This is a genomic window from Variovorax multivorans (assembly GCF_051216835.1).
Classification (GTDB): Bacteria; Pseudomonadota; Gammaproteobacteria; order Burkholderiales; family Burkholderiaceae_C; genus Variovorax.
Map to the genome: position 1 here is coordinate 92,805 of NZ_JBPJZL010000018.1, position 19,708 is coordinate 112,512.

Genomic DNA, 19,708 nt, shown 5'->3' on the forward strand with positions numbered 1-19,708 from the left:
CGAGCAAAGAGTAAGTCTGAATCATGAAAGGGTAAGTCCGAATCGATAGCGAATCCCTGATTTCGCAGAATGAAAAGAGCACGCTCGTTCTTTTTTGCGTGCATCCCCCTAAACCGACCTAACGCAATACAGGGAGTTCCGATGATTCGACTGAAGACGATTCTGGCTTCGACAGGCAGGAAAAGCGGCACGGCGCGGCGATCTGCCGGCGCCCTCCTGATGTGCGGCGTGCTGGCCCTCGCGCCCCTGGCGCAGACCGCGCAGGCAGCCAGCAGCAAGACCGCACAGACGGCCTACCCGATCGTGCTGGTGCACGGCATGCTGGGCTTCGACACCGTCGCGGGCATCGACTACTGGTACGGCATTCCCGGCGAGCTTCGCGCCCAGGGCGCCAAGGTCTTCGTCGCCGAAGTGGCGGCCACCAACAGCAGCGAAGTGCGCGGCGAACAGCTGCTCAAGCAGGTCAAGGATGTGCTGGCGCTCACCGGCGCGAGCAAGGTCAACCTGATCGGCCATTCGCACGGCGGCCCCACGGCGCGCTATGTCTCGGGCGTGGCGCCGGAGTTGGTGGCCTCGGTCACGACGGTGGGCAGCCCCCACAAGGGCAGCAAGGTGGCAGACGTGCTCGGCAACACACTGCCGGACGGCAGCATCAGCCGGACCGTGGTGGTGAGCGTGGTCAACGCGTTCTCCAGCCTCATCGGCATTCTCTCGGGCAACAACACGCCCCAGAACGGGCTCGGCGCGCTGGATTCGCTCAACACCGCCGGCTCGGCCAAGTTCAACGCCAAGTTCCCCGACGGCGTGCCCACCACGGCCTGCGGCAACGGCACCGAGCTGGTCAACGGCGTGCGGTACTTCTCGTGGTCGGGCACCCAGCCGCTGACCAATGCGTTCGACGCATCCGACTACGCGCTGTCGCTGACGAGCGTGGTGCACGGCGAGCCCAACGACGGCCTCGCTTCGGCCTGCAGCTCGCACCTGGGCACCTACCTCGGCAGCTACCGGCAGAACCACCTGGACGAGGTCAACCAGCTGCTCGGGCTGCGCGACCTGTTCTCGGTGAGCCCGGTGACGCTGTACGTCAACCAAGCGGCGAAGCTGAAGCAGCTCGGCCTCTGAGGAGACGATGTCCCCGAAGCTCCTGCGTCCGCTGGCGGCGGTCGCGGTGGTGGTAGCCGCAGGCGTGGCGTGGTGGCAGCTCAGCGAGCCTGAAGCGCCTGCGGTCGCCGCTTCTTCGGTGCCGCCGGTCGCCAACCCCGCGGCGGCGGAGGCATCCGCCATCGCGCTGCGCAACAACGGCCATGCCCCCGACCCACTGCTGACGCCCGACCTGCTGCGCATCTTCGAGCAGATGCTGAACGACAGCCAGGCCAGGGACAAGGAAGGCCTGATGGCCGAGATGCGCGCGAAGGTCGACAAGTACCTGCCGCCGGAATGGCGCGTGCGCGGACTGGGCCTGCTGGAGCGGTACATCGACTACCGCAACGCGCTCGAGGCGCTGCCGGCAGCCAGCATCGGCGACCCTGCCGGGCTGCGCAGGATCCTCGATGCGCGCGCGGGCATCCGGGCACGCTACTTTGCGCCGGAAGAGGTCGAGGGCCTGTTCGGCGCCGAAGAGAAATTCGACCGCTTCAGCGTCGAGAAGCTGGAGATCGAGCGCAACAAGGACCTGACGCCCGAACAGAAGCGCGAGGCGCTGGCGCAGACCGAAAAGAACTGGCTCACGCCCGAGCAGCTCGCCGACCGCTCGGCCACCACGGCGCAGTTAGGCGTCGCCGAGCAGACCGCCGCGCTGGAAGCACGCGGAGCGAGCCCACAGGAGCGTTTCGCGGAGCGCTCCCAGCAGTACGGCTACGAGGCGGCGCAGCGACTCGCCACCCTCGACCAGCAGGAGCAAGACTGGCAAAGCCGCCTCTCGCGCTATGCCGCGGCCGACGAGGCCACGCGGGCGCAGCTGCAGGCCCAGCTCTTCACGCCGCAGGAAGCGCTGCGGCTTCAGGCCGCGCTGGAAGTCCGCGCCGCCAACGACAAGAAGAAGGGGCCCTCTACGCCGTGACCACCGCGCTGTTCGCCGCCGCAGAAGCCGGCAGGCCGAACACCCGGTCGAAGGCCCAGTTGAAGACGAAGGTGTAGACCAGGAAGAAGATCACCAGCCCCAGGTCCATCACCAGCGCCTGCCAGAGCGACACGCCCAGGCCCCAGGCGAACATCGGCACCAGGAAGGCAACCAGCCCGCCCTCGAAGCCGATGGCGTGGGCGATGCGGCGGCGCAGGCTGCGTCCGCGCACGACCTGGCGCGATTCCCAGCGCTCGAACAGCGAGTTGAAGACCAGGTTCCAGATCACCGCGATGACCGAGGCGGCCACCGCCAGCACGCCCGAATGGCCGAGGCCGGCGTCCGTCATCAATGCCAGCCCGGCGCTGGCGGCGACGATGGCGATGCCCTCATAAAGGCTGATGTAGACGATGCGACGTTGAATGCCTTGCATGACTCTTCTCTTGGTTTCGTTACTGCGATGACTGGACTTTATGTGTCATGCGCTGATATAAAAAGTTAACTTGTTTCAGTTTTATTGATAGGTCGGACGCCATGGCTTTTTCCAGCGACAACGTCGAAGTCTTCCTGGCCGTGATCGACCACGGCTCGTTCTCGGCCGCCGCCCGGGCGCTGCACAGGGTGCCGTCTGCCGTGAGCATGGCCATCGCCAACCTCGAGGCCGAGCTCGACCTGCCGCTGTTCGACCGCAGCGGCCGCGAGCCCCAGCCCACCGCCGCCGCGCGCTCGCTGGAGCCGCAGGCGCGGCTGCTGGCGGCCCAACTCAGGCAGCTGCAGGTGCAGGCGCTGGCGCTGAACCAGGGGCTGGAAGACCGGCTCACGCTGGCCATTGCGCCCGAACTGCTGGCCGCGCGCTGGAGCGGTCCGCTGGCCGAGCTGGCACGGGAGCATCCGCTGCTGCAGGTCGAGGTGCTGGCGGCCCCGCAGGCCGACGCGCTGGCGCTGCTGCACAGCGGGCGGGCGCAGCTGGCGCTGGTGTTCGAGCGCCCGAGCCTCGACGGGCGGGAAGGCTTCCAGGAAGTCGGCAGCGACCTGATGGTGGCGGTCATCGCGCCGGACCACCCCGTGCTCGCGGCCAACGGCGGCCGGCTGCGCGAGGACCACCTGACGAACACCCGGCAGATCGTCGTGGCCGGGCGCGACCTGACCACCAGCGACCCGCGCTTCGTGTTCGCGCGCCATGTCTGGCGCACCGACAACGCGCTGGCCGCGCTGAGCCTGATCACCGCTGGGCTGGGCTGGGGCTGGCTTCAGCGCAACTTCGCGAAGCCGCATGTGGCGGCGGGCGCGCTGATCGAGATTCCGTTCGAGAACCTCAGCAACGGGCTGGACCTGTGGGTGGATGTAGTGTGGTCACGTGAGCGCCCACTCGGCCTGGGAGCCCAGCGCTTCGTGAAGTTGATAGCCAAGGACCGGGCGGCCGCCGGTGAGTGCAGCCCCAAGACAGGCGGCGATCAGGCCAACTAGACGACTGGTCTAATAATCGCTAGAGTGCGGGCCATGAACGCGATCGCCCCCACTCCCGACGTCCGGCAGCACATCCTCGATGTGGCCCACCCGCTGCTGCTGCAAAGGGGCTTCACCGGGGTCGGCCTGGCCGAGGTGTTGGCGGCGGCGAAGGTGCCGAAGGGGTCGTTCTATCACTACTTCGGCTCCAAGGAGGCCTTCGGCGAGGCCGTGCTCGAAGCCTATTTCACCGAGTACCTGGGGCGCACCGACGCCCTGCTGACCGAGGCGCCGGGCACGGCCGCCAAGCGGCTGATCGGCTATTTCGACGACTGGCTCGACTCGCAGACCGGCGACGATGCGCAGAGCCGCTGCCTTGTCGTCAAGCTTGGCGCGGAGGTCTGCGACCTGTCCGAGAGCATGCGCGCGGCGCTGGCGCGCGGCACCCGCGGCATCACTGATCGGCTTGCGCGCTGCATCGAGGCTGGCCGGGCCGACGGGTCGCTGCAGGCCGCGCCGCAAGCAAAGGAACAGGACGCGCAGGGAATCGCCGTCGCGCTCTACCAGCGCTGGCTCGGCGCCAGCCTGCTGGCCAAGATCACCCGCGACCGCGCATCGCTGGACGCGGCCATGCGCGATACCCGGCAGCTGCTGGGCCTGTCTACGGACAACTGAAGCGAAAAGCGGGAGACGAGCGCTCCCGCTTTTTTTGCCCGCCCACTAGACGACTGGTCTATTAACCACCAAAGGAGCCCACTGCCCATGCCTCAAAGCGACACCGTCAACCGCCGCATCGTCCTCGCAGCCCGCCCGCGCGGCCTGCCGACACCGGGCGACTTCCGCCTCGACGAAACCGCCATCCCCACGCCAGGCGAAGGACAGGTGCTGCTGCGCACGCTGCATCTCTCGCTCGATCCGTACATGCGCCAGCTGATGGACGAGATCGCGCCGGTCTACGCGGCCTCTGTGCCGCTGGGCGAGCCGATGCCGGGCGGCACGGTCAACCGCGTCGCCGCTTCGCGGCATCCGCAGTTCCGCCCCGGCGATCTCGTGCTGGGCAACGCCGGCTGGCAGGACTACGCGCTGTCCGACGGCCAGGACCTGCTCCCGCTCGGCGAGATGGCGCAGCCGTCGCTGGCGCTGGGCGGGCTCGGCATGCCTGCGTTCACCGCCTACGTCGGCCTGCTCGACATCGGCCAGCCGAAGCCGGGCGACACCGTGGTGGTGGCCGCGGCGACCGGCGCGGTCGGCTCGGTGGTCGGGCAAATCGCCAAGCTCAAGGGCGCGCGCGTGGTCGGCATCGCGGGCGGTGCGGACAAGTGCAGCTACGCGGTCGAAACGCTCGGCTTCGACGCCTGCCTCGACCGCCACGACCCGGGGTTCGCAGCGCGCCTCGCGGCCGCCTGCCCCAAGGGCATCGACGTGTACTTCGAGAACGTCGGCGGCGCGGTGTTCGATGCGGTGCTGCCGCTGCTCAACATCGGCGCGCGCGTGCCGGTGTGCGGGCACATCGCCGACTACAACAACGAGACGCTACCGTCAGGCCCGAACCGGCTGCCGCTGCTGATGGCGGCGCTGCTGCAGAAGCGCATCCGCATGCAAGGCTTCGTCATCCTCGACCACTACGGCGACCGCTTCGACACCTTCCGGCGCGAGATGGGCGAATGGGTCGACGCCGGCCGCGTCACGCTGCGCGAGGACCGGGTCGACGGACTGGAGAACGCGCCGGCCGCGCTCATCGGCCTGCTGGAGGGGCGCAACTTCGGCAAGCGCGTGGTGCACGTCGCCGAGGGCTGACGCACGCGCTTTCAGGGCCGGTGGCCGCCACCATGTCCGCCGCCGTGTCCGCCACCGCCATGCGGACGGTCGCCGCCCCCACCGGGCCTCGGCCGGCCTCCGGGATGCGGATGTGGCAGCCCGGGCGGCGGCCCGGGACGGAAGGCCGGCTGCGGCCGTGGCGGCCTGATGCCTGGATCGTGCGGCGGGCGGAATCCGGGCCCGGGTGGTGGGCGAAAGCCAGGGCCCGGCGGCCGGAAACCCGGCCCCGGCCGCCACGGGTGCGGCTGCCAACCCGGCCTCACCGGCGGCGGTGGACGCCATCCCGCCATGGGTGGCGGAGGCGGCCGGCCACCCCACCAGCGTCGGTCGCCGTACCACGGCCGGTCCCGGTAGTAGTCGGCCCAGTAGCTGCCGATCGCGAAGCCGATGATCGGCACGCCGATCACCGCGCCGTAGGTGGCCAGCGGCACGCGCTGCTCCTGGTAGGCGTAGTCGAGGTTGCGCGACCACACCCAGCCGCGCCCACCGTCGGGCAGCACCACGTCGCACCAGCCATAGCCGCTGGTGCAGCCGACCACGTCGAGCGGCTGGCCCGGCCCGAGCCGCGCCACCAGCGGATAGTCACCCGAAGGCCCGGCCCGCATGTTGACAGCGCCGCGCGTAAAGGCCTGCTGCGCCGCAGCCGCGAGCGGAAGCAGCAATGCCAATGCGCCGATGCCGATCCAGCGCGGAACGAGTGTGTTCATGGGTAGGCTCCTTGCGCCCCAGCGTAGGCCGGGGGCCAAGAGCCTGTCAATCGGCCACGAGCGCGACCGGAGTGCTTACGCAGCTTCTTTGTAGAAGCCAGCGTTGTTGCTGCCGAGCACGCGGCCTGCCACCGGCGCCACCGCCTTGCCGATGGCCGCGATGTGGTCCGGCGTGGTGCCGCAGCAGCCGCCCACGATGTTCACCAGCCCCTCGGCCGCGAACTCGTGCAGCAGCCGCGAGGTCACGTCCGGCGTCTCGTCGAAGCCCGTGTCGCTCATCGGATTGGGCAGGCCCGCGTTCGGGTAGCAGCTGATGAAGGTATCGCCGGCCACGCGCGCCAGCTCCTGGATGTACGGCCGCATCAGGGCCGCGCCCAGCGCGCAGTTCAGGCCGATGGCCAGCGGCTGCGCATGGCGCACGCTGTGCCAGAAGGCAGTGACGGTCTGGCCGCTGAGGATGCGGCCCGAGGCGTCGGTCACCGTGCCGCTGATGATCAGCGGCAGGCGCTGCCCGCTGTTGTCGAAATACTCGTCGACCGCGAACAGTGCGGCCTTGGCGTTGAGCGTGTCAAAGATGGTCTCGACCAGGATCACGTCGGCGCCGCCCTCGACCAGCGCTTCGGTCTGCTCGTAATAGGCCGCACGCAGTTCCTCGAAGTTGACGTTGCGCGCGCCCGGGTCGTTCACGTCGGGGCTGATGCTGGCCGTCTTGGGCGTCGGGCCAAGGGCGCCGGCCACGAAGCGCGGCTTGTCGGGCGTGCTGAACTTGTCACAGGCCGCGCGCGCCAGCTTGGCTGATTCGAGGTTCATCTCGCGCGCGAGGTGGGCCATCTTGTAGTCCTCCTGCGCGATGGTGGTCGCGCCGAAGGTGTTGGTCTCGATCAGGTCGGCGCCGGCCGCGAGGTAGCTCTCGTGGATGTCGCGGATCACGTCGGGCCGCGTGAGCGACAGCAGTTCGTTGTTGCCCTTGATGTCGCGTTCGAAGTCCTTGAAGCGCTCGCCGCGGTACTGCTCCTCGGTGAGCTTGAAGCGCTGGATCATCGTGCCCATGGCGCCGTCGAGGATGGCGATGCGCTTGGCGAGGATGCCGGCCAGGGCCTGGCCGCGGGTGTAGACAAGGGGCTTCATAAGCTCCGATTGTAGAAACCAGCCCATCGCCCCGCTCTGCCCCGGGACTTGGGCCTTGTCCATGTCTTGCCGCTCTGGCAAGGTTGGACGCAGGCATCGACGCTTTCATCTCCATGCAAGAAGACATCTTTCAGGTCGGCGACGCGCACTTCGCGTTCACCGCGCAATCCTCGGCCGGCTTCGTCGACGGGGGCATGCAGTTCCAGTTGCACACGGCCCCGGTCGCGTTCGATGCGGCGCTGCATGCACCCGCCTTCCAGCCCGACGACGTGGACAACCCCTCGCTGGGCACGATCGCGCCGCAGTTCGGCACCTACGACGCGTTCTTCTTCCACGACAAGACCGGCGAGCCGCTGCGCATCGTGCAGATGCCGCAAAACCAGCCGGCCACCTTCGACTTTCACCTGTACGAGCGCGGCTTCGCGCTCGACAACTTCCACGGCACAGTGACGCTGACGCCTTCATCGGTCGAACTGCGCGGCGCAATGCGTTCGCGCTACGACGACAGCAAGAGCGTTCCCATCCACATCCGCAAGGCTTTCGAGCCCGGCGAAGTGACGCTGCAGCCGCACACCTACACGAGCCTCGAGGAGGCTGCCGAGGTGCTGCCCGAACGGGTGCGGCGGCTGCTGATCCGGCAACCGTGGCGAAGCGACACACCGAAGATCGAGGCCTTCCCGCCGGAGATCCTGCGCTTCAGGAACCTCGAATTCCTGTCGTTGCAGTTCACGTCGCCGGCGCACGCGCCCTTCACGGCCTTGCCGGACGAATTCTGTTCGCTCTCGTCGTTGAAGGAGCTGTTCGTGCGCGGCTCGGCCATCGAGCACCTGCCCGAAAACTTCGGCGCGCTCGGGCAGCTGGAAGCACTGTTCCTGCAGTCCGGCAAGCTGCGCGACCTGCCCGACAGCATCGGCCGCCTCTCGCGGCTGCAACGGCTGGCGCTGTCCGGCAATGCACTCGCCACGCTGCCCGAGTGCGTCGGCCACCTGCCGGCGCTGACTCTGCTGAACGTCGAGAAGAATCCCTTCGTGTCGCTGCCGGCGTCGCTGAAGAACATCGGGAAGGTCACGCTCGAGAACAAGCTCAAGGCGCTGTATCTCGACATCCGCTATCGCCCGGACATCGATCTGGCGGTGGCGCCCGAAAGCTTCCTGGCGCGCGACAGCGCAGAACACGCGGCAATCCTGGAAGCCGCCTGCGCCCGGCACAAGCTCAAGCGCTATCTGCCCGCGCTGCTGCGCCTGGCCCGCAACACCGTGCGCTACCGCACCACCGAGCCGGAAGACTATGCGCAGAAGGGCAACACGCGCTTCGGCGGCGCACCCGACCTTCCGCCGGACATCGAATTTCCCCGTGCGGAAGACGGCACGCACTGGCGCTTCTATGCGCAACTGCGCCTGGCCGACGTGGCCGCGTTGCAGCCCTGGCTGCCGCGCGACGGCATGCTCTACTTTTTCAGCGAGGACCAGGAGGAGCTGCAGAAGCACCGGGTGATTCACTCGACCGCTCCCGCCTCATCGCTGCAGACCTATCGCCACCCGGACGACGCCACCTTCGAGGACGAAGACGTGTTCCCCGGCTTCAAGGCCGTCGCCAGCGCCACCGTATCAGTGCCGAGCCTCTACAACGCGCGCGACCGCCTGACCGGCCGCGACGCGGTGCTGCTGAACATCGAGGACGACGACAAGCTGCAGAAGGCCTACTGGGCACTGCAGGAAGAGCTCTCGGGCAAGAGCGAGGACTGCCACCTCGTCAACGCGCACGTGTTCACGCAGCACCAATCGCCCGAGGAGCAGGCATCAGCCGAGCGCGGCGGCCTGCCCGGCGAATGGGTCAACCTGCTGATGCTCGAGTCGGACAACCGGCCCGGCTTCTGCTTCTGGGACGCGGGCACGCTGAGCTTCAGCATCCACATGAAGGACCTGGCGCTCGGCGATTTCTCCAGGACCTTCGCGAGCCTGGAAAGCAGTTGAGCCTGCGGTCGCTCAGCGCGCCGCGCGCGATTCGGCGAACGCCAGCACCGCCTCGATCATCCGCCGCACATGCGGCTGCACGCCGGCCGCCACCTCGGGCAGGTAGTCGAACGGCAGCTTCTCCTGCATGTAGCTGCTCTGCGTCATCTCCAGTTGCACCGCGTGCACGTTCTGCGCGGGGCTGCCGTAGTTGCGCGTGATGTAGCCGCCGGTGAAGCGGCCGTTGAGCACACCGGTGTAGCCGGTGGCGCTTTCGGCGATGCCCAGCAGCGTCTGCGCCAGCGCCGGGTCGCAGCTGATGCCCTTGCCGGTGCCCAGGTTCAGGTCGGGCAGCTTGCCTTCGAAGAAACGCGGCAGCACCGAGCGGATCGAGTGCGCGTCCCACAGCGCGGCCACGCCGTGCTGCGCGCGGATGCGCGCGAGCTCTTCCGCCAGCTTCGCGTGATAGGGCTGCCAGATGGCATCGCGGCGTTCGGCGGTTTCCGCATCGCCCGGCAGGTCGCCAGGGTTGGCATACACCGGCGTGTCGTCGAAGGTATCGACCGGGCACAGGCCGGTGACGCTCTGGCCGGGATACAGGCTCGCGCCGTCCGGCGGACGGTTCAGGTCGATCACGTAGCGCGAATGCGTGGCGACCAGCACCGAAGCGCCAAGCTCATCGGCAAAGTCGTAGAGCCGTTCGAGGTGCCAGTCGGTGTCCGGCACATGGCGCGCTTCTTCTGTGAAGCGGGCAGCGAGCGCGGGCGGCACGTGCGTGCCCACGTGCGGCATCGAGATCAGCAGCGGGCGCGTGCCCTGGCGGAAGCGGAATGGCGGTTCGGCGGTGGTGAAGGCCATGGTGGGGTCAATCCTTGAGTAGTTGGGTGCGCGCGGCCACGAAGGCGGCCGCGGCTTCGTCGTGCATCGCATGGCGGCCGGCCGAAACGCGCGGACGGCCCGCCACCCAGACGGTGTCGATGGCCGAGGTGCGATGGCTCGCGAAGACGTGGGCCGAGAGCATATCGGGCGCAAGCAGGCCCTGCAGCGCGAGGTGCGATGCATCGAGCACGGCAAAGTCGGCCTGCTGCCCCGCGGCAAGCCCGCCGACGGCGCGGCCCGCGGCCTGCGCACCGCCCTGCACCGCTTCGAGCGTGAGCGCGGTCGCGACATGCGGCTGCGCCGCGCTGGCGCCGACGTTGCGCTGGCGCTTGCCCAGACGCTGGCTGTATTCGAGCATCAGCAGCTCTTCGGCCGCGTTGACGCTCGCGTGGCTGTCCGAGCCCACGCCCCATGCCCCGCCGTGGCTGCGCCATTTGGCGAAGTCGAAGATGCCGTCGCCGAGGTTGGCCTCGGTCGTCGGGCACAGGCCCGCGACCGCGCCGCTCTGGGCCGCGTATTCGTACTCGGCGTCGTTCATGTGCGTGGCGTGCACGAGGCACCAGCGTGCATCGACCGGTGCGTGGTCGAGCAGCCACTCGACCGGGCGCAGGCCGCTCCAGGCCACGCAGTCGTCCACTTCCTTCGTCTGCTCGGCGATGTGGATGTGGATGGGCGCGGTCCGGTCGATGGCTTCGAGCCTCGCGATCGCATCGCGCAGGCCTTCGGGCGGCACGGCGCGCAGCGAATGCGGTGCCAGGCCGAGGCGTGCGCCCTGCGCTTCGCAAACCGGCTTGAGCGCTTCGAGCAAACGCAGCATCGAATCGGTCGAGCGGATGAAGCGGCGCTGCCCGTCGGTGGGCGGCAGGTCGCCGAAGCCGCCGGTCTGGTAGAGCACCGGCAGCAGCGTGAAGCCGATGCCGGCATTCTTCGCGGCGCGCAGCAGGGCAAGGCTCAGCGTCGCGTCGTCGGCATACGGGCGGCCATCCACGTCGTGATGCACGTACTGGAACTCGCACACGCTGGTGTAGCCCGCTTCGAGCATCTCGGCATAGAGCCAGGTGGCGATGGCTTCCATGTGCTGCGGGCCGAGGCGCGCGGCAAAGCGGTACATCAGCGTGCGCCAGCTCCAGAAACTGTCCTGCTGCTCGGCGCGGTGTTCGGTAAGGCCGGCAAAGGCGCGCTGGAAGGCGTGCGAATGCAGGTTGGGCATGCCGGGGATCACGGGGCCGTTGGCGGCTTGCGTGTCGGCAGTCCGTTGTGCACCGGCTTGCACCTGCGTGAGCTGGCCCGCATCGTTCCACGTCAGCAGGACGTTTCTGGCCCAGCCTTCGGGCAGCAGCGCATCGGCCGCGAAGAAAGTGTTTTTTGTCATGCGTTGGCTCCGATGGCGATGCGGCCCTGGCGAACCACGGCGCGCACGGGCTGCTGGCCGAACCAGTAGGCCAGTTCGGCCGCATCGCACACGTTCCACAGAACGAAGTTGGCGGGCATGCCGGGCGCGATGGCGCCGTGCGTGTCCTGCAGGCCCAGCGCACGCGCTGCGTGTACGGTGACGCCGTCGAGCGCCTCGGGCACGGTGAGGCGAAACAGCGTGCAGGCCATGTTCACCATCAGCAGCAGACTCAGCGCCGGCGAGGTGCCAGGGTTGTGATCGGTGGACACCGCCATCGGCACGCCTGCGGCGCGCAGCGCGGCGATGGGTGGCAGGTGCGTGTCGCGCAGCGTGTAGTACGCGCCGGGCAACAGCACGGCCACGGTGCCCGACTTGCGCATCGCCTCGATGCCCTCGGCCGACAGGTGTTCGATGTGGTCGCACGAGAGCGCCCCATACCGAGCGGCCAGTGCCGCACCGCCCATGTCCGACAGCTGCTCGGCATGCAGCTTCACCGGCAGGCCCAGCGCCTGCGCGGCCTTGAAGACCTGTTCGGTCTCCTCGAGCGAAAAGGCGATGCGTTCGCAGAACACGTCGACCGCATCGACCAGCCCTTCGGCTGCGAGCGCGGGCAGCATCTCGCGGCAGACGAGGTCGATGTAGTCGCCGCTGCGGTCTGCATATTCGGGCGGCAGCGCGTGCGCGCCGAGGAAGGTGGTGCGCACCGTCACGCCATAGGCCTCGCCAAGACGCCGCGCCACGCGAAGCTGTTTGCGCTCGTGTTCCAACGAGAGGCCGTAGCCCGACTTGATCTCGATGGCACACACGCCGTCGGCCAGCAACTGTTCGAGCCGCGACGCGGCCTGCGCGAAGAGCGTGCCTTCATCGGCCTCGCGCGTGGCGCGCACTGACGAGACGATGCCGCCACCGGCCTTCGCCACTTCTTCGTACGTGGCACCCGCAAGCCGCATCGCGAACTCGTTGGCGCGCTGGCCGCCGTAGACCAGGTGCGTATGGCAATCGACCAGGCCCGGTGTGACGAGCGCGCCGCCGCCGTCGTGCGGCGCAAGGCTCGCGAACCCTGCCGGCAGTGCGCTGCGCGCGCCGCCCCAGCGGATCGCGCCCTGCTCCACCACGATGGCAGCTTCCGCCCCTGCATCGGCGGCGAGGCGAAGACCGGTCCAGAGGCCGTCGGCCGAAGGGAATTCGTTGGCGGGTTTCATCGTCTTTCCTGTCTTTGCTGTTGCAGGTTACGCCGGCGTGATGCGCACAGCGAGCAACCGTGCATCGGTGCCCTCGGGCACCGCCTGCCAGGCCTGTGCTGCGCCAGCCCACTGCAGGCCCTCGCCTTCGCGGAACGCTTCGTCGTTCAACCGCCACGCGCCGCGCAACGCCAGCAACACGCCATGCGGCGCGGCTTCGATGGCCGAGGCACTGTCGTGCACCCGCACCTCGGCGCGCCACTGTCCACGCCGCGTCATCACGTTGAAGTCGTTCGACACACCGCCGAGCAGCGTGCAGTCGATGGCCTCGTCGCCGCTGAAGGCAAAGGGCCTGTGCGGCACATCGAGGCGATGGTCGATGCGCCCGTCGTGCGTGAACAGGCGAACCCCGTCGCCTTCCAGCAGCGTGATGCTGCGGTCGACGCCCGCGAACACCGAGAACGGCCCCGCCGCTGCGATGGTCGCGATGCTCACGCGCCAGCCGAAGCTGTCGAGCCCCGCGCCCTGCGGCCAGCTGGCGATTTCCTGCGTGGTACCGCCGCCGTTCTTCCACGGCATGGCAGGCAGCGCGGCGCGCGAGAAACGAAACACGCTCATCGCATCAACCCGCCCTGGCGCAGCCGCTGCTCGAAGTGCCGCAGCACCAGCGTCATGGTGCCGGTCAGCACGAAGTACACGACCGCGATGGCCAGGTACACCTCCAGCGAGCGGTAAGACACGCTGATGATCTTCTGCCCCTCGTGCATCACGTCGTGGATGGTCAGCAGCGACACCAGCGCCGAGTTCTTGATGAGCGCGATGAACTCGTTGCCCAGCGGCGGAATCATGCGCACCACCGCCTGCGGCAGCACGATCTGGCGCATTGCCACGCCGGGCGTCATGCCCAGCGACTGCGCCGCCATCGTCTGGCCCTTGTCGATCGACTGGATCGCGCCGCGCACGATCTCCGACACGTATGCGCCCGAGTACACGCCGAGCCCCAGCACGCCGCACAAGAAGGCCGGCAGAAGAATGCCGAAGTGCGGCAGTCCGAAGAACAGGATGAACAGCTGCACCAGCAGCGGCGTGCCGCGAATGGCCGCCACATACGCGGTGCACACGCCGTAGAGCCAGCGCCGCTTCGGGTTCAGCCGGCCGATGCCGACCAGCAGGCCCAGCACGCAGCCCAGCGCCAGCGCGCAGGAGGTGATCTCCACCGTGACGAGCGCGCCGCGCAGCAGGTCGGGCCAGCCCTCCCAGACGGGCGAGAAATCGAAATCCATGGCCCGCTTACTTGGCGTTGGCGCTGAACCACTTCTTCACGATCTGGTCGTAGGTGCCGTCCGCTTTCAGCTTCTCGATGGCGCCGTTCACAGCCTTGGTGAGCTCGGGCGTGTCCTTGCGGATGGCCATGCCGTATTCCTCGGTGGTGATCTGCTCGGGCAGCACCTTCAGGCCGCCGCGCGTGCGCACGTACTGGTAGGCGGCGGGTTTGCCGGTCACGGCGGCGTCGGCGCGGCCGATGTCGACGAGGTTGAACATTTCCTGGTTCTTCTCGACTTCCATCAGCTGCACCTGCGGGAATTTCTCCTTGGTGTACGACACCGACTTGGTGCCCACCTGCACGCTGACCTTCTTGCCGTTGATGTCGGCCGGCGTCTTGATGGCGGTGTTGCCGTCCTTCACCATCACGACGAGGCCGCCCGCGTAGTACGGCACGGTGAAGTCGACGACCTTCTTGCGCTCGTCGGTGATGTAGATGCCCGAGACGGCCATGTCGAAGCGCTTGGAGATCAGGCCCGGCACGAGGCCCTTGAAGTCGATGTCGATCCACTCGATCTTGCGGCCCAGCGTCTTGCCGATGGCCTCGACCAGCTCCACGTCGAAGCCGGTGCGCTTGCCGTTCTCCACGAATTCCATCGGCGGGAAGGTGGCATCGGTGGCCACGCGCAGCGGCTCGCCCTGCGCTTGCGCGGCGCCAGCGAAACCGAAGAGAGCGAGACCGGAGAGTGCGGCGGCGACAAGGGTGCGACGGGTGTTCATGGTGAAAGGCTTCCGTGGGAATGAAAAAGAAAGAGCAGCGCGCGACTACTGCAGGGCGCGAGAGATGCGGGCCGCCGTGACGACGGTCATGTGGAGCAATGCAGCTTCCATGCCCTCGACGCGCGTGAGCGGCGCCATGAGCGTGATCGCGCCGCGCAGGCGCCGCCCCGAGGCAAGCACCGGCGCGCTCGCGCCCCACACGCCGGCATCGACCTCGCCGTGGGTCACGGCATGGCCGGCTTCGCGGATGGCATCGAGTTCGGTGGCACGCTCGGCACGGCGTTCAGGGCTTTCGGCCAGCCCGTCGAGCAGGGCATCGCGCTGGTCGAGCGGCATGTGGGCCAGCAGGCACTTGGCGCTGGCGCCGTCGCGCGCCGGCACGCTGCGGCCGCGATCGAAGGAGCAGCGCAGCGACTGCTCGCTGTCGATCATCTCCAGGCACACGACGCGCTCGTTCACGGCCGTGACCAGCGCCACGCTCTCGTGCGTCTGCTGGGCCAGCACGCGCATGTCGGCGCGCGCCGCCATCACGAGATCGGAGTTGCCGTCGAAGCCGGTGGCCAGCTGCACGCTCACCGGGCCCGGTGAGTACCGGCCCTCGGACTCCATCACGAAACCCCAGCGGCGCAGCGTGGCGATCTGCCGGTACAGCGTGCTCTGCGACAGGCCGGTGGCCTGCACCAGCTCGGCCGCCGTCATCGCCGCCTTGCTTTGCGCCAGCACCGACAGCACGAACAGCGCGCGGTCGTTGTGGGCGGGAGCTTCAATCGGGGGCGTCATCGGAGGCAATCGCTGGAGGTCGAAAGTGGATGCGGCGTGCAGTATCTTGCTCGCCGTTCTCACTTCCAAGCCTTGATTCCCACTCGATGGGAATGAGCGCGTTTTTTCTTTCTACCTTCGTCTTAACCCACCAGCAGCGGAAAGCGCGCGTCGTCCATGGGCGCGCCCGCCGGCAGCGTGTCGGCCAGCCCGGGGAAGTCGGGCGAGGTCTTCCAGCTGCGCGGCGCATGGCGGATGTCGTCGCCCAGGAAGCGCACCGAGAACACGCGGCGCCGGTTCGGCCCCTCGACCCCGGCGGCCGCATGCAGCGTGAGCATGTGGAAGCAGACGAAATCGCCGGGCTCGATGTTCCAGCCGACGATGGGAAAGCGCTCGCGATCGCCCTCGATGTCGGGCAGGTCTTGCAGGCTGCCTTCGGGGAACCACTTGGCGTGGTTGTCCATGAAGGTGCGCGGCATCAGCCACGGCCCCTTGTGGGAGCCGGCCACGAACTCGAGCGTGGCAGCGCGCGACACCGGATCGACCGGAATCCACATGCTGACGTTCTGCTCGCCTTCGATGTTGTAGTAGGGCTGGTCCTGGTGCCACGGCGTGCGCTGGCGCGTGCCGGGCTCCTTCACGAGCAGGTGGTCGTGGTAGAGCCGCACGGTCTGCGAGCCCATCAGCCGCTGCGCCAGCTGCGCGAGCGGTGCCTCGAAGATGAAGCGGCGGAAGGCGTCGATGTCCTGCCAGTTGCAGAAGTCCTCGAAGAAGCGGCCCGGGTCGTCGGGCCGGCTCGCCACCTTGGCGCGCGGGCTGGGTGCGGCGAGGTTGGCTTCGATGCCGCCCTGCAGCAGCGCCAGTTCGCCCGGCGTGAGCAGCTGTCGGATGCAGACCGCACCGTCGCGCTGGAACTGCGCGACCAGCGCGTCGTCTACGCGCGCCTGAACGCGGCGCTGCAGTTCCCGGGCGTCGGGAAGGACCGCGCCCGCCATCACTTCACCATCGGCAGCTTCAGGCCCTGCTTCTTCGCAGTGGCGACGGCGATGTCGTAGCCCGCGTCGGCATGGCGCATCACTCCCGTGGCCGGGTCGTTGAAGAGCACGCGTTCGATGCGCTTGGCCGCGGCGTCGGTGCCGTCGCAGACGATCACCACGCCCGAATGCTGCGAGTAGCCCATGCCCACGCCGCCGCCATGGTGCAGGCTGACCCAGGTGGCGCCACCGGCGGTGTTGAGCAGCGCGTTGAGCAGCGGCCAGTCGGACACGGCATCGGTGCCGTCCTTCATGGCTTCGGTCTCGCGGTTGGGGCTGGCCACCGAGCCGGTGTCGAGGTGGTCGCGGCCGATGACGATCGGCGCCTTCAGCTCGCCGTTCTTCACCATCTCGTTGAAGGCCAGGCCCGCGATGTGGCGCTCGCCCAGGCCCAGCCAGCAGATGCGCGCCGGCAGGCCCTGGAAGGCGATGCGCTCGCGCGCCATGTCGAGCCAGCGGTGGGTGTGCTTATTCTCGGGGAACAGCTCCTTGATCTTGGCGTCGGTCTTGTAGATGTCTTCCGGGTCGCCCGAGAGCGCGACCCAGCGGAACGGGCCCTTGCCTTCGCAGAACAGCGGGCGGATGTAGGCCGGCACGAAGCCCGGGAAGTCGAAGGCGTTCTTCACGCCTTCGTCGAAGGCCACCTGGCGGATGTTGTTGCCGTAATCGACCGTGGGGATGCCCATGGCCTGGAAGTCGAGCATGGCCTGCACGTGCACGGCGCAAGACTTGGCTGCTGCCTTTTTCAGCGCATCGTGCTGCGAGGCGTCCTTCATCGCAGCCTGCCATTGAGGCACGCTCCAGCCCGAAGGCAAGTAGCCGTTGATGAGGTCGTGCGCGGAGGTCTGGTCGGTCACGAGGTCGGGCTTCAGGCCGCCGGCCTTCGCACGCTTGACCAGCTCGGGCAGGATGTCGGCCGCGTTGCCGAGCAGCGCGATCGACACGGCCTCCTTCGCGTCGCAGTGCTGCTTGATGAGCTCGAAGGCATGATCGATGTCGCGCGCCTGCTTGTCGACGTAGCGCGTGCGCAGGCGGAAGTCGATGCTCGACTGCTGGCACTCGATGTTGAGCGACACCGCACCCGCCAGCGTGGCCGCGAGAGGCTGCGCGCCGCCCATGCCGCCGAGGCCGGCCGTGAGGATCCACTTGCCCGCGAGGCTGTTGTTGTAGTGCTGGCGGCCGGCTTCGACGAAGGTTTCGAAGGTGCCCTGCACGATGCCCTGGCTGCCGATGTAGATCCAGCTGCCAGCCGTCATCTGGCCGTACATGAAGAGGCCCTGGCGGTCGAGCTCGTTGAAGTGCTCCCAGTTGGCCCACTTGGGCACGAGGTTCGAGTTGGCCAGCAGCACGCGCGGTGCGTTCTCGTGCGTCTTGAACACGCCGACGGGCTTGCCCGATTGAATGAGCAGCGTCTCGTCGTCGTTCAGCTCTTTCAGCGACGCGAGGATCTGGTCGTAGCAGGCCCAGTTGCGCGCGGCGCGGCCGATGCCGCCGTACACCACGAGGTCTTGCGGGCGCTCGGCCACCTCGGCGTCGAGGTTGTTCTGCAGCATGCGGAACGGGGCTTCGGTGAGCCAGCTCTTGCAGTTGAGCTCGCTGCCGCGCGGGGCGCGGATGACGCGGGTCGGGTCATGGCGCGGATCGGCGGCGTCGGGATTGTTCAGGGCGAATTTCTCGGGAGCGTTCATGGCGTGGTTCTCCTAATCGGGGTGTGTTTTACGAGTGACTGGGCAGGATGTCGAGCAGCGCGGCCGGCAGCTCGGCCTTCAGCGCCCACTGGCGCATGGCTTCGATGTCGGGGGCGAGATAGCGGTCGCGTTCGAGGAAGGCGACCTTCTGGCGGATGCTGGCGAATTCGGCTTCGACCAGCGGCGAGCTCTTGAGCTTTCTCTTGAGCTCGATGCCTTGGGCTGCGGCCATCGCTTCGATGCCGACGACCACTGCCGTGTTGTTGACCATGTCGGCCAGGCGTCGGCCCGCGAAGGTGGCCATCGAGACGTGGTCTTCCTGGTTGGCCGAGGTCGGCAGGCTGTCGACGCTGGCGGGGTGCGCGAGCGACTTGTTCTCCGAAGCCAATGCGGCCGCCGTGACCTGCGCGATCATGAAACCGGAATTGAGGCCGCCATCGCGCACCAGGAACGGCGGCAGGCCCGACAGGCCGGTGTCGAGCAGCAGCGCGATGCGGCGCTCGGCGATGGCGCCGACTTCGCTGATGGCCAGCGCAATGATGTCGGCCGCGAAGGCGACGGGCTCGGCGTGGAAGTTGCCGCCCGAGATCACCTCGCCTGTGTCGACGAACACCAGCGGGTTGTCCGAAGCGGCATTGGCTTCGATGACCAGCACCCGCGCGGCGTGCGCGAGGTTGTCGAGGCAGGCGCCCATCACCTGCGGGATGCAGCGCACCGAGTACGGGTCTTGCACGCGGCCGCAGTCGGCGTGCGAGGGAACGATCTCGCTGCCTTCGAGCAGCGTGCGCACCGCGCCCGCCACGGCAATCTGCCCGAGCTGGCCGCGCGCGGCGTGGATGCGTGCGTCGAAAGGCTTGATCGAGCCCTGGATGGCTTCGAGCGACAGCGCACCCGACATCAGCGAAGAGGCGAACACGTCTTCCGCGCCGAACAGGCCGAAGAGCGCGAGCGCTGTCGACACCTGCGTGCCGTTGAGCAGCGCCAGGCCTTCCTTGGGGCCGAGCACGAAGGGTTCGAGACCGATGCTGCGCATCGCCTCGGCGCCGCCGACGACCTTGCCATCGGCCAAAGTCGCCTGGCCTTCGCCGATCAGCACACAGGCCATGTGCGCGAGCGGCGCGAGGTCGCCGGAAGCGCCGACCGAGCCTTTGCACGGAATGCTCGGCGTGACGCCCGCATTGAACAGGGCCAGCAGCGCATCGACCAGCGCGGGCCGCACGCCCGAATGGCCGCGCGCCAGGCTCACGGCCTTGGTCGCGAGGATCATGCGCACCACCGGCGCGGCCAGCGGCTCGCCCGTGCCCACGCTGTGCGACAGCACCAGGTTGCGCTGCAGCTCGGCCAGGTGGTCGTTGCCGATACGCGTGCTGGCAAGCTTGCCGAAGCCTGTGTTGATGCCATAGACGACCTGGTCGTTCTCGACGATGTGGCGCACGGCGGCTTCGGCGCGCAGCATGCCGTCGCGCACCGACGGGTCGAGCGCAAGCTGCACGCCGCCGGCCTGGATGCGTCGCAGCATCGCTAGATCGACCTTGCCGGGCGTAAGGGTCAAAGTGGCATCTGGAGTGGCGGTGTGATTGCTTGGCATGTGAACCTGTCTATACAAGTAGTTGCGAGAGAA

General features: G+C 68.2%; 19 protein-coding genes. 6 read left to right on the forward strand and 13 right to left on the reverse strand.

From position 1 onward, the window contains the following. Positions 1-150 precede the first annotated feature (150 nt). Together ACSFCA_RS31970 and ACSFCA_RS31975 are read left to right on the forward strand one after the other, a co-directional pair. Complete coding sequence (locus tag ACSFCA_RS31970; RefSeq protein WP_375338494.1) at positions 151-1,122, forward strand: esterase/lipase family protein; 972 nt, start codon at positions 151-153, stop codon at positions 1,120-1,122. Between the two features lie 7 nt (positions 1,123-1,129). Further along, on the forward strand, positions 1,130-2,059 hold the full coding sequence (locus tag ACSFCA_RS31975) for a lipase secretion chaperone (RefSeq protein WP_435462291.1): 930 nt from the start codon (positions 1,130-1,132) through the stop codon (positions 2,057-2,059). On the opposite strand, the gene ACSFCA_RS31980 is transcribed toward ACSFCA_RS31975, so the two are convergent. Beyond that, positions 2,049-2,492, reverse strand: a complete 444-nt coding sequence (locus ACSFCA_RS31980; protein WP_258351891.1) for a PACE efflux transporter — start codon at positions 2,490-2,492, stop codon at positions 2,049-2,051. The genes ACSFCA_RS31975 and ACSFCA_RS31980 overlap by 11 nt on opposite strands. A gap of 101 nt (positions 2,493-2,593) precedes the next feature. On the opposite strand from ACSFCA_RS31980, the gene ACSFCA_RS31985 reads away from it, so the two are divergent. The 3 genes from ACSFCA_RS31985 (at position 2,594) to ACSFCA_RS31995 (ending at position 5,302) form a co-directional block, all read left to right on the forward strand. Beyond that, entirely contained in the window at positions 2,594-3,526 is a 933-nt protein-coding gene (locus ACSFCA_RS31985) for a LysR family transcriptional regulator (RefSeq protein WP_435462290.1), read from the forward strand. A gap of 33 nt (positions 3,527-3,559) precedes the next feature. Further along, positions 3,560-4,180, forward strand: a complete 621-nt coding sequence (locus tag ACSFCA_RS31990) for a TetR/AcrR family transcriptional regulator (protein ID WP_435462289.1) — start codon at positions 3,560-3,562, stop codon at positions 4,178-4,180. An 87-nt stretch (positions 4,181-4,267) separates the two neighbouring features. After that, positions 4,268-5,302, forward strand: a complete 1,035-nt coding sequence (locus tag ACSFCA_RS31995) for an NADP-dependent oxidoreductase (protein ID WP_435462288.1) — start codon at positions 4,268-4,270, stop codon at positions 5,300-5,302. Between the two features lie 11 nt (positions 5,303-5,313). Here ACSFCA_RS31995 and ACSFCA_RS32000 read toward each other — a convergent pair whose 3' ends face one another. Beyond that, on the reverse strand, positions 5,314-6,030 hold the full coding sequence (locus ACSFCA_RS32000) for an SH3 domain-containing protein (RefSeq protein WP_258351895.1): 717 nt from the start codon (positions 6,028-6,030) through the stop codon (positions 5,314-5,316). A 75-nt stretch (positions 6,031-6,105) separates the two neighbouring features. Beyond that, the gene (locus ACSFCA_RS32005; protein ID WP_097197444.1) at positions 6,106-7,158 is read right to left on the reverse strand and encodes a homocysteine S-methyltransferase family protein; all 1,053 of its coding nucleotides are present in this window, start codon (positions 7,156-7,158) and stop codon (positions 6,106-6,108) included. A 113-nt stretch (positions 7,159-7,271) separates the two neighbouring features. On the opposite strand from ACSFCA_RS32005, the gene ACSFCA_RS32010 reads away from it, so the two are divergent. Further along, the gene (locus ACSFCA_RS32010) at positions 7,272-9,131 is read left to right on the forward strand and encodes a DUF1963 domain-containing protein (RefSeq protein ID WP_435462287.1); all 1,860 of its coding nucleotides are present in this window, start codon (positions 7,272-7,274) and stop codon (positions 9,129-9,131) included. A 12-nt stretch (positions 9,132-9,143) separates the two neighbouring features. Here the strand turns inward: ACSFCA_RS32010 and hutG are convergent, their stop codons facing one another. The 10 genes from hutG to hutH all read right to left on the reverse strand — a co-directional run bounded on the left by hutG (position 9,144) and on the right by hutH (position 19,675). Next, positions 9,144-9,968 carry an N-formylglutamate deformylase gene (gene hutG / locus ACSFCA_RS32015; protein WP_258351898.1) on the reverse strand — a complete coding sequence of 275 codons (825 nt, stop codon included), beginning with the start codon at positions 9,966-9,968 and terminating at the stop codon, positions 9,144-9,146. A 7-nt stretch (positions 9,969-9,975) separates the two neighbouring features. Next, the gene (locus ACSFCA_RS32020; protein ID WP_435462286.1) at positions 9,976-11,361 is read right to left on the reverse strand and encodes a formimidoylglutamate deiminase; all 1,386 of its coding nucleotides are present in this window, start codon (positions 11,359-11,361) and stop codon (positions 9,976-9,978) included. Further along, positions 11,358-12,584 carry an imidazolonepropionase gene (gene hutI, locus ACSFCA_RS32025; RefSeq protein WP_435462285.1) on the reverse strand — a complete coding sequence of 409 codons (1,227 nt, stop codon included), beginning with the start codon at positions 12,582-12,584 and terminating at the stop codon, positions 11,358-11,360. The genes ACSFCA_RS32020 and hutI overlap by 4 nt, the downstream gene beginning before the upstream one ends. Positions 12,585-12,611: 27 nt before the next feature. Further along, positions 12,612-13,181 (reverse strand): HutD/Ves family protein, encoded by a 570-nt coding sequence (locus ACSFCA_RS32030; RefSeq protein ID WP_435462284.1) that lies wholly within the window; start codon positions 13,179-13,181, stop codon positions 12,612-12,614. Continuing rightward, on the reverse strand, positions 13,178-13,846 hold the full coding sequence (locus ACSFCA_RS32035; RefSeq protein WP_093059241.1) for an amino acid ABC transporter permease: 669 nt from the start codon (positions 13,844-13,846) through the stop codon (positions 13,178-13,180). The genes ACSFCA_RS32030 and ACSFCA_RS32035 overlap by 4 nt, the downstream gene beginning before the upstream one ends. Positions 13,847-13,853: 7 nt before the next feature. Continuing rightward, positions 13,854-14,606: a transporter substrate-binding domain-containing protein gene (locus tag ACSFCA_RS32040; protein ID WP_258351903.1), complete on the reverse strand. Its 753-nt coding sequence runs from the start codon at positions 14,604-14,606 to the stop codon at positions 13,854-13,856. Positions 14,607-14,651: 45 nt separating this feature from the next. Beyond that, positions 14,652-15,386: an IclR family transcriptional regulator gene (locus tag ACSFCA_RS32045; protein ID WP_435462283.1), complete on the reverse strand. Its 735-nt coding sequence runs from the start codon at positions 15,384-15,386 to the stop codon at positions 14,652-14,654. A 122-nt stretch (positions 15,387-15,508) separates the two neighbouring features. Further along, positions 15,509-16,360 (reverse strand): phytanoyl-CoA dioxygenase family protein, encoded by an 852-nt coding sequence (locus ACSFCA_RS32050; RefSeq protein WP_435462282.1) that lies wholly within the window; start codon positions 16,358-16,360, stop codon positions 15,509-15,511. Continuing rightward, complete coding sequence (hutU, locus tag ACSFCA_RS32055) at positions 16,360-18,087, reverse strand: urocanate hydratase (RefSeq protein WP_435462281.1); 1,728 nt, start codon at positions 18,085-18,087, stop codon at positions 16,360-16,362. The genes ACSFCA_RS32050 and hutU overlap by 1 nt, the downstream gene beginning before the upstream one ends. A 28-nt stretch (positions 18,088-18,115) precedes the next feature. Then, positions 18,116-19,675, reverse strand: a complete 1,560-nt coding sequence (hutH, locus tag ACSFCA_RS32060; protein WP_435462280.1) for a histidine ammonia-lyase — start codon at positions 19,673-19,675, stop codon at positions 18,116-18,118. Between the last annotated feature and the right edge of the window lie 33 nt (positions 19,676-19,708).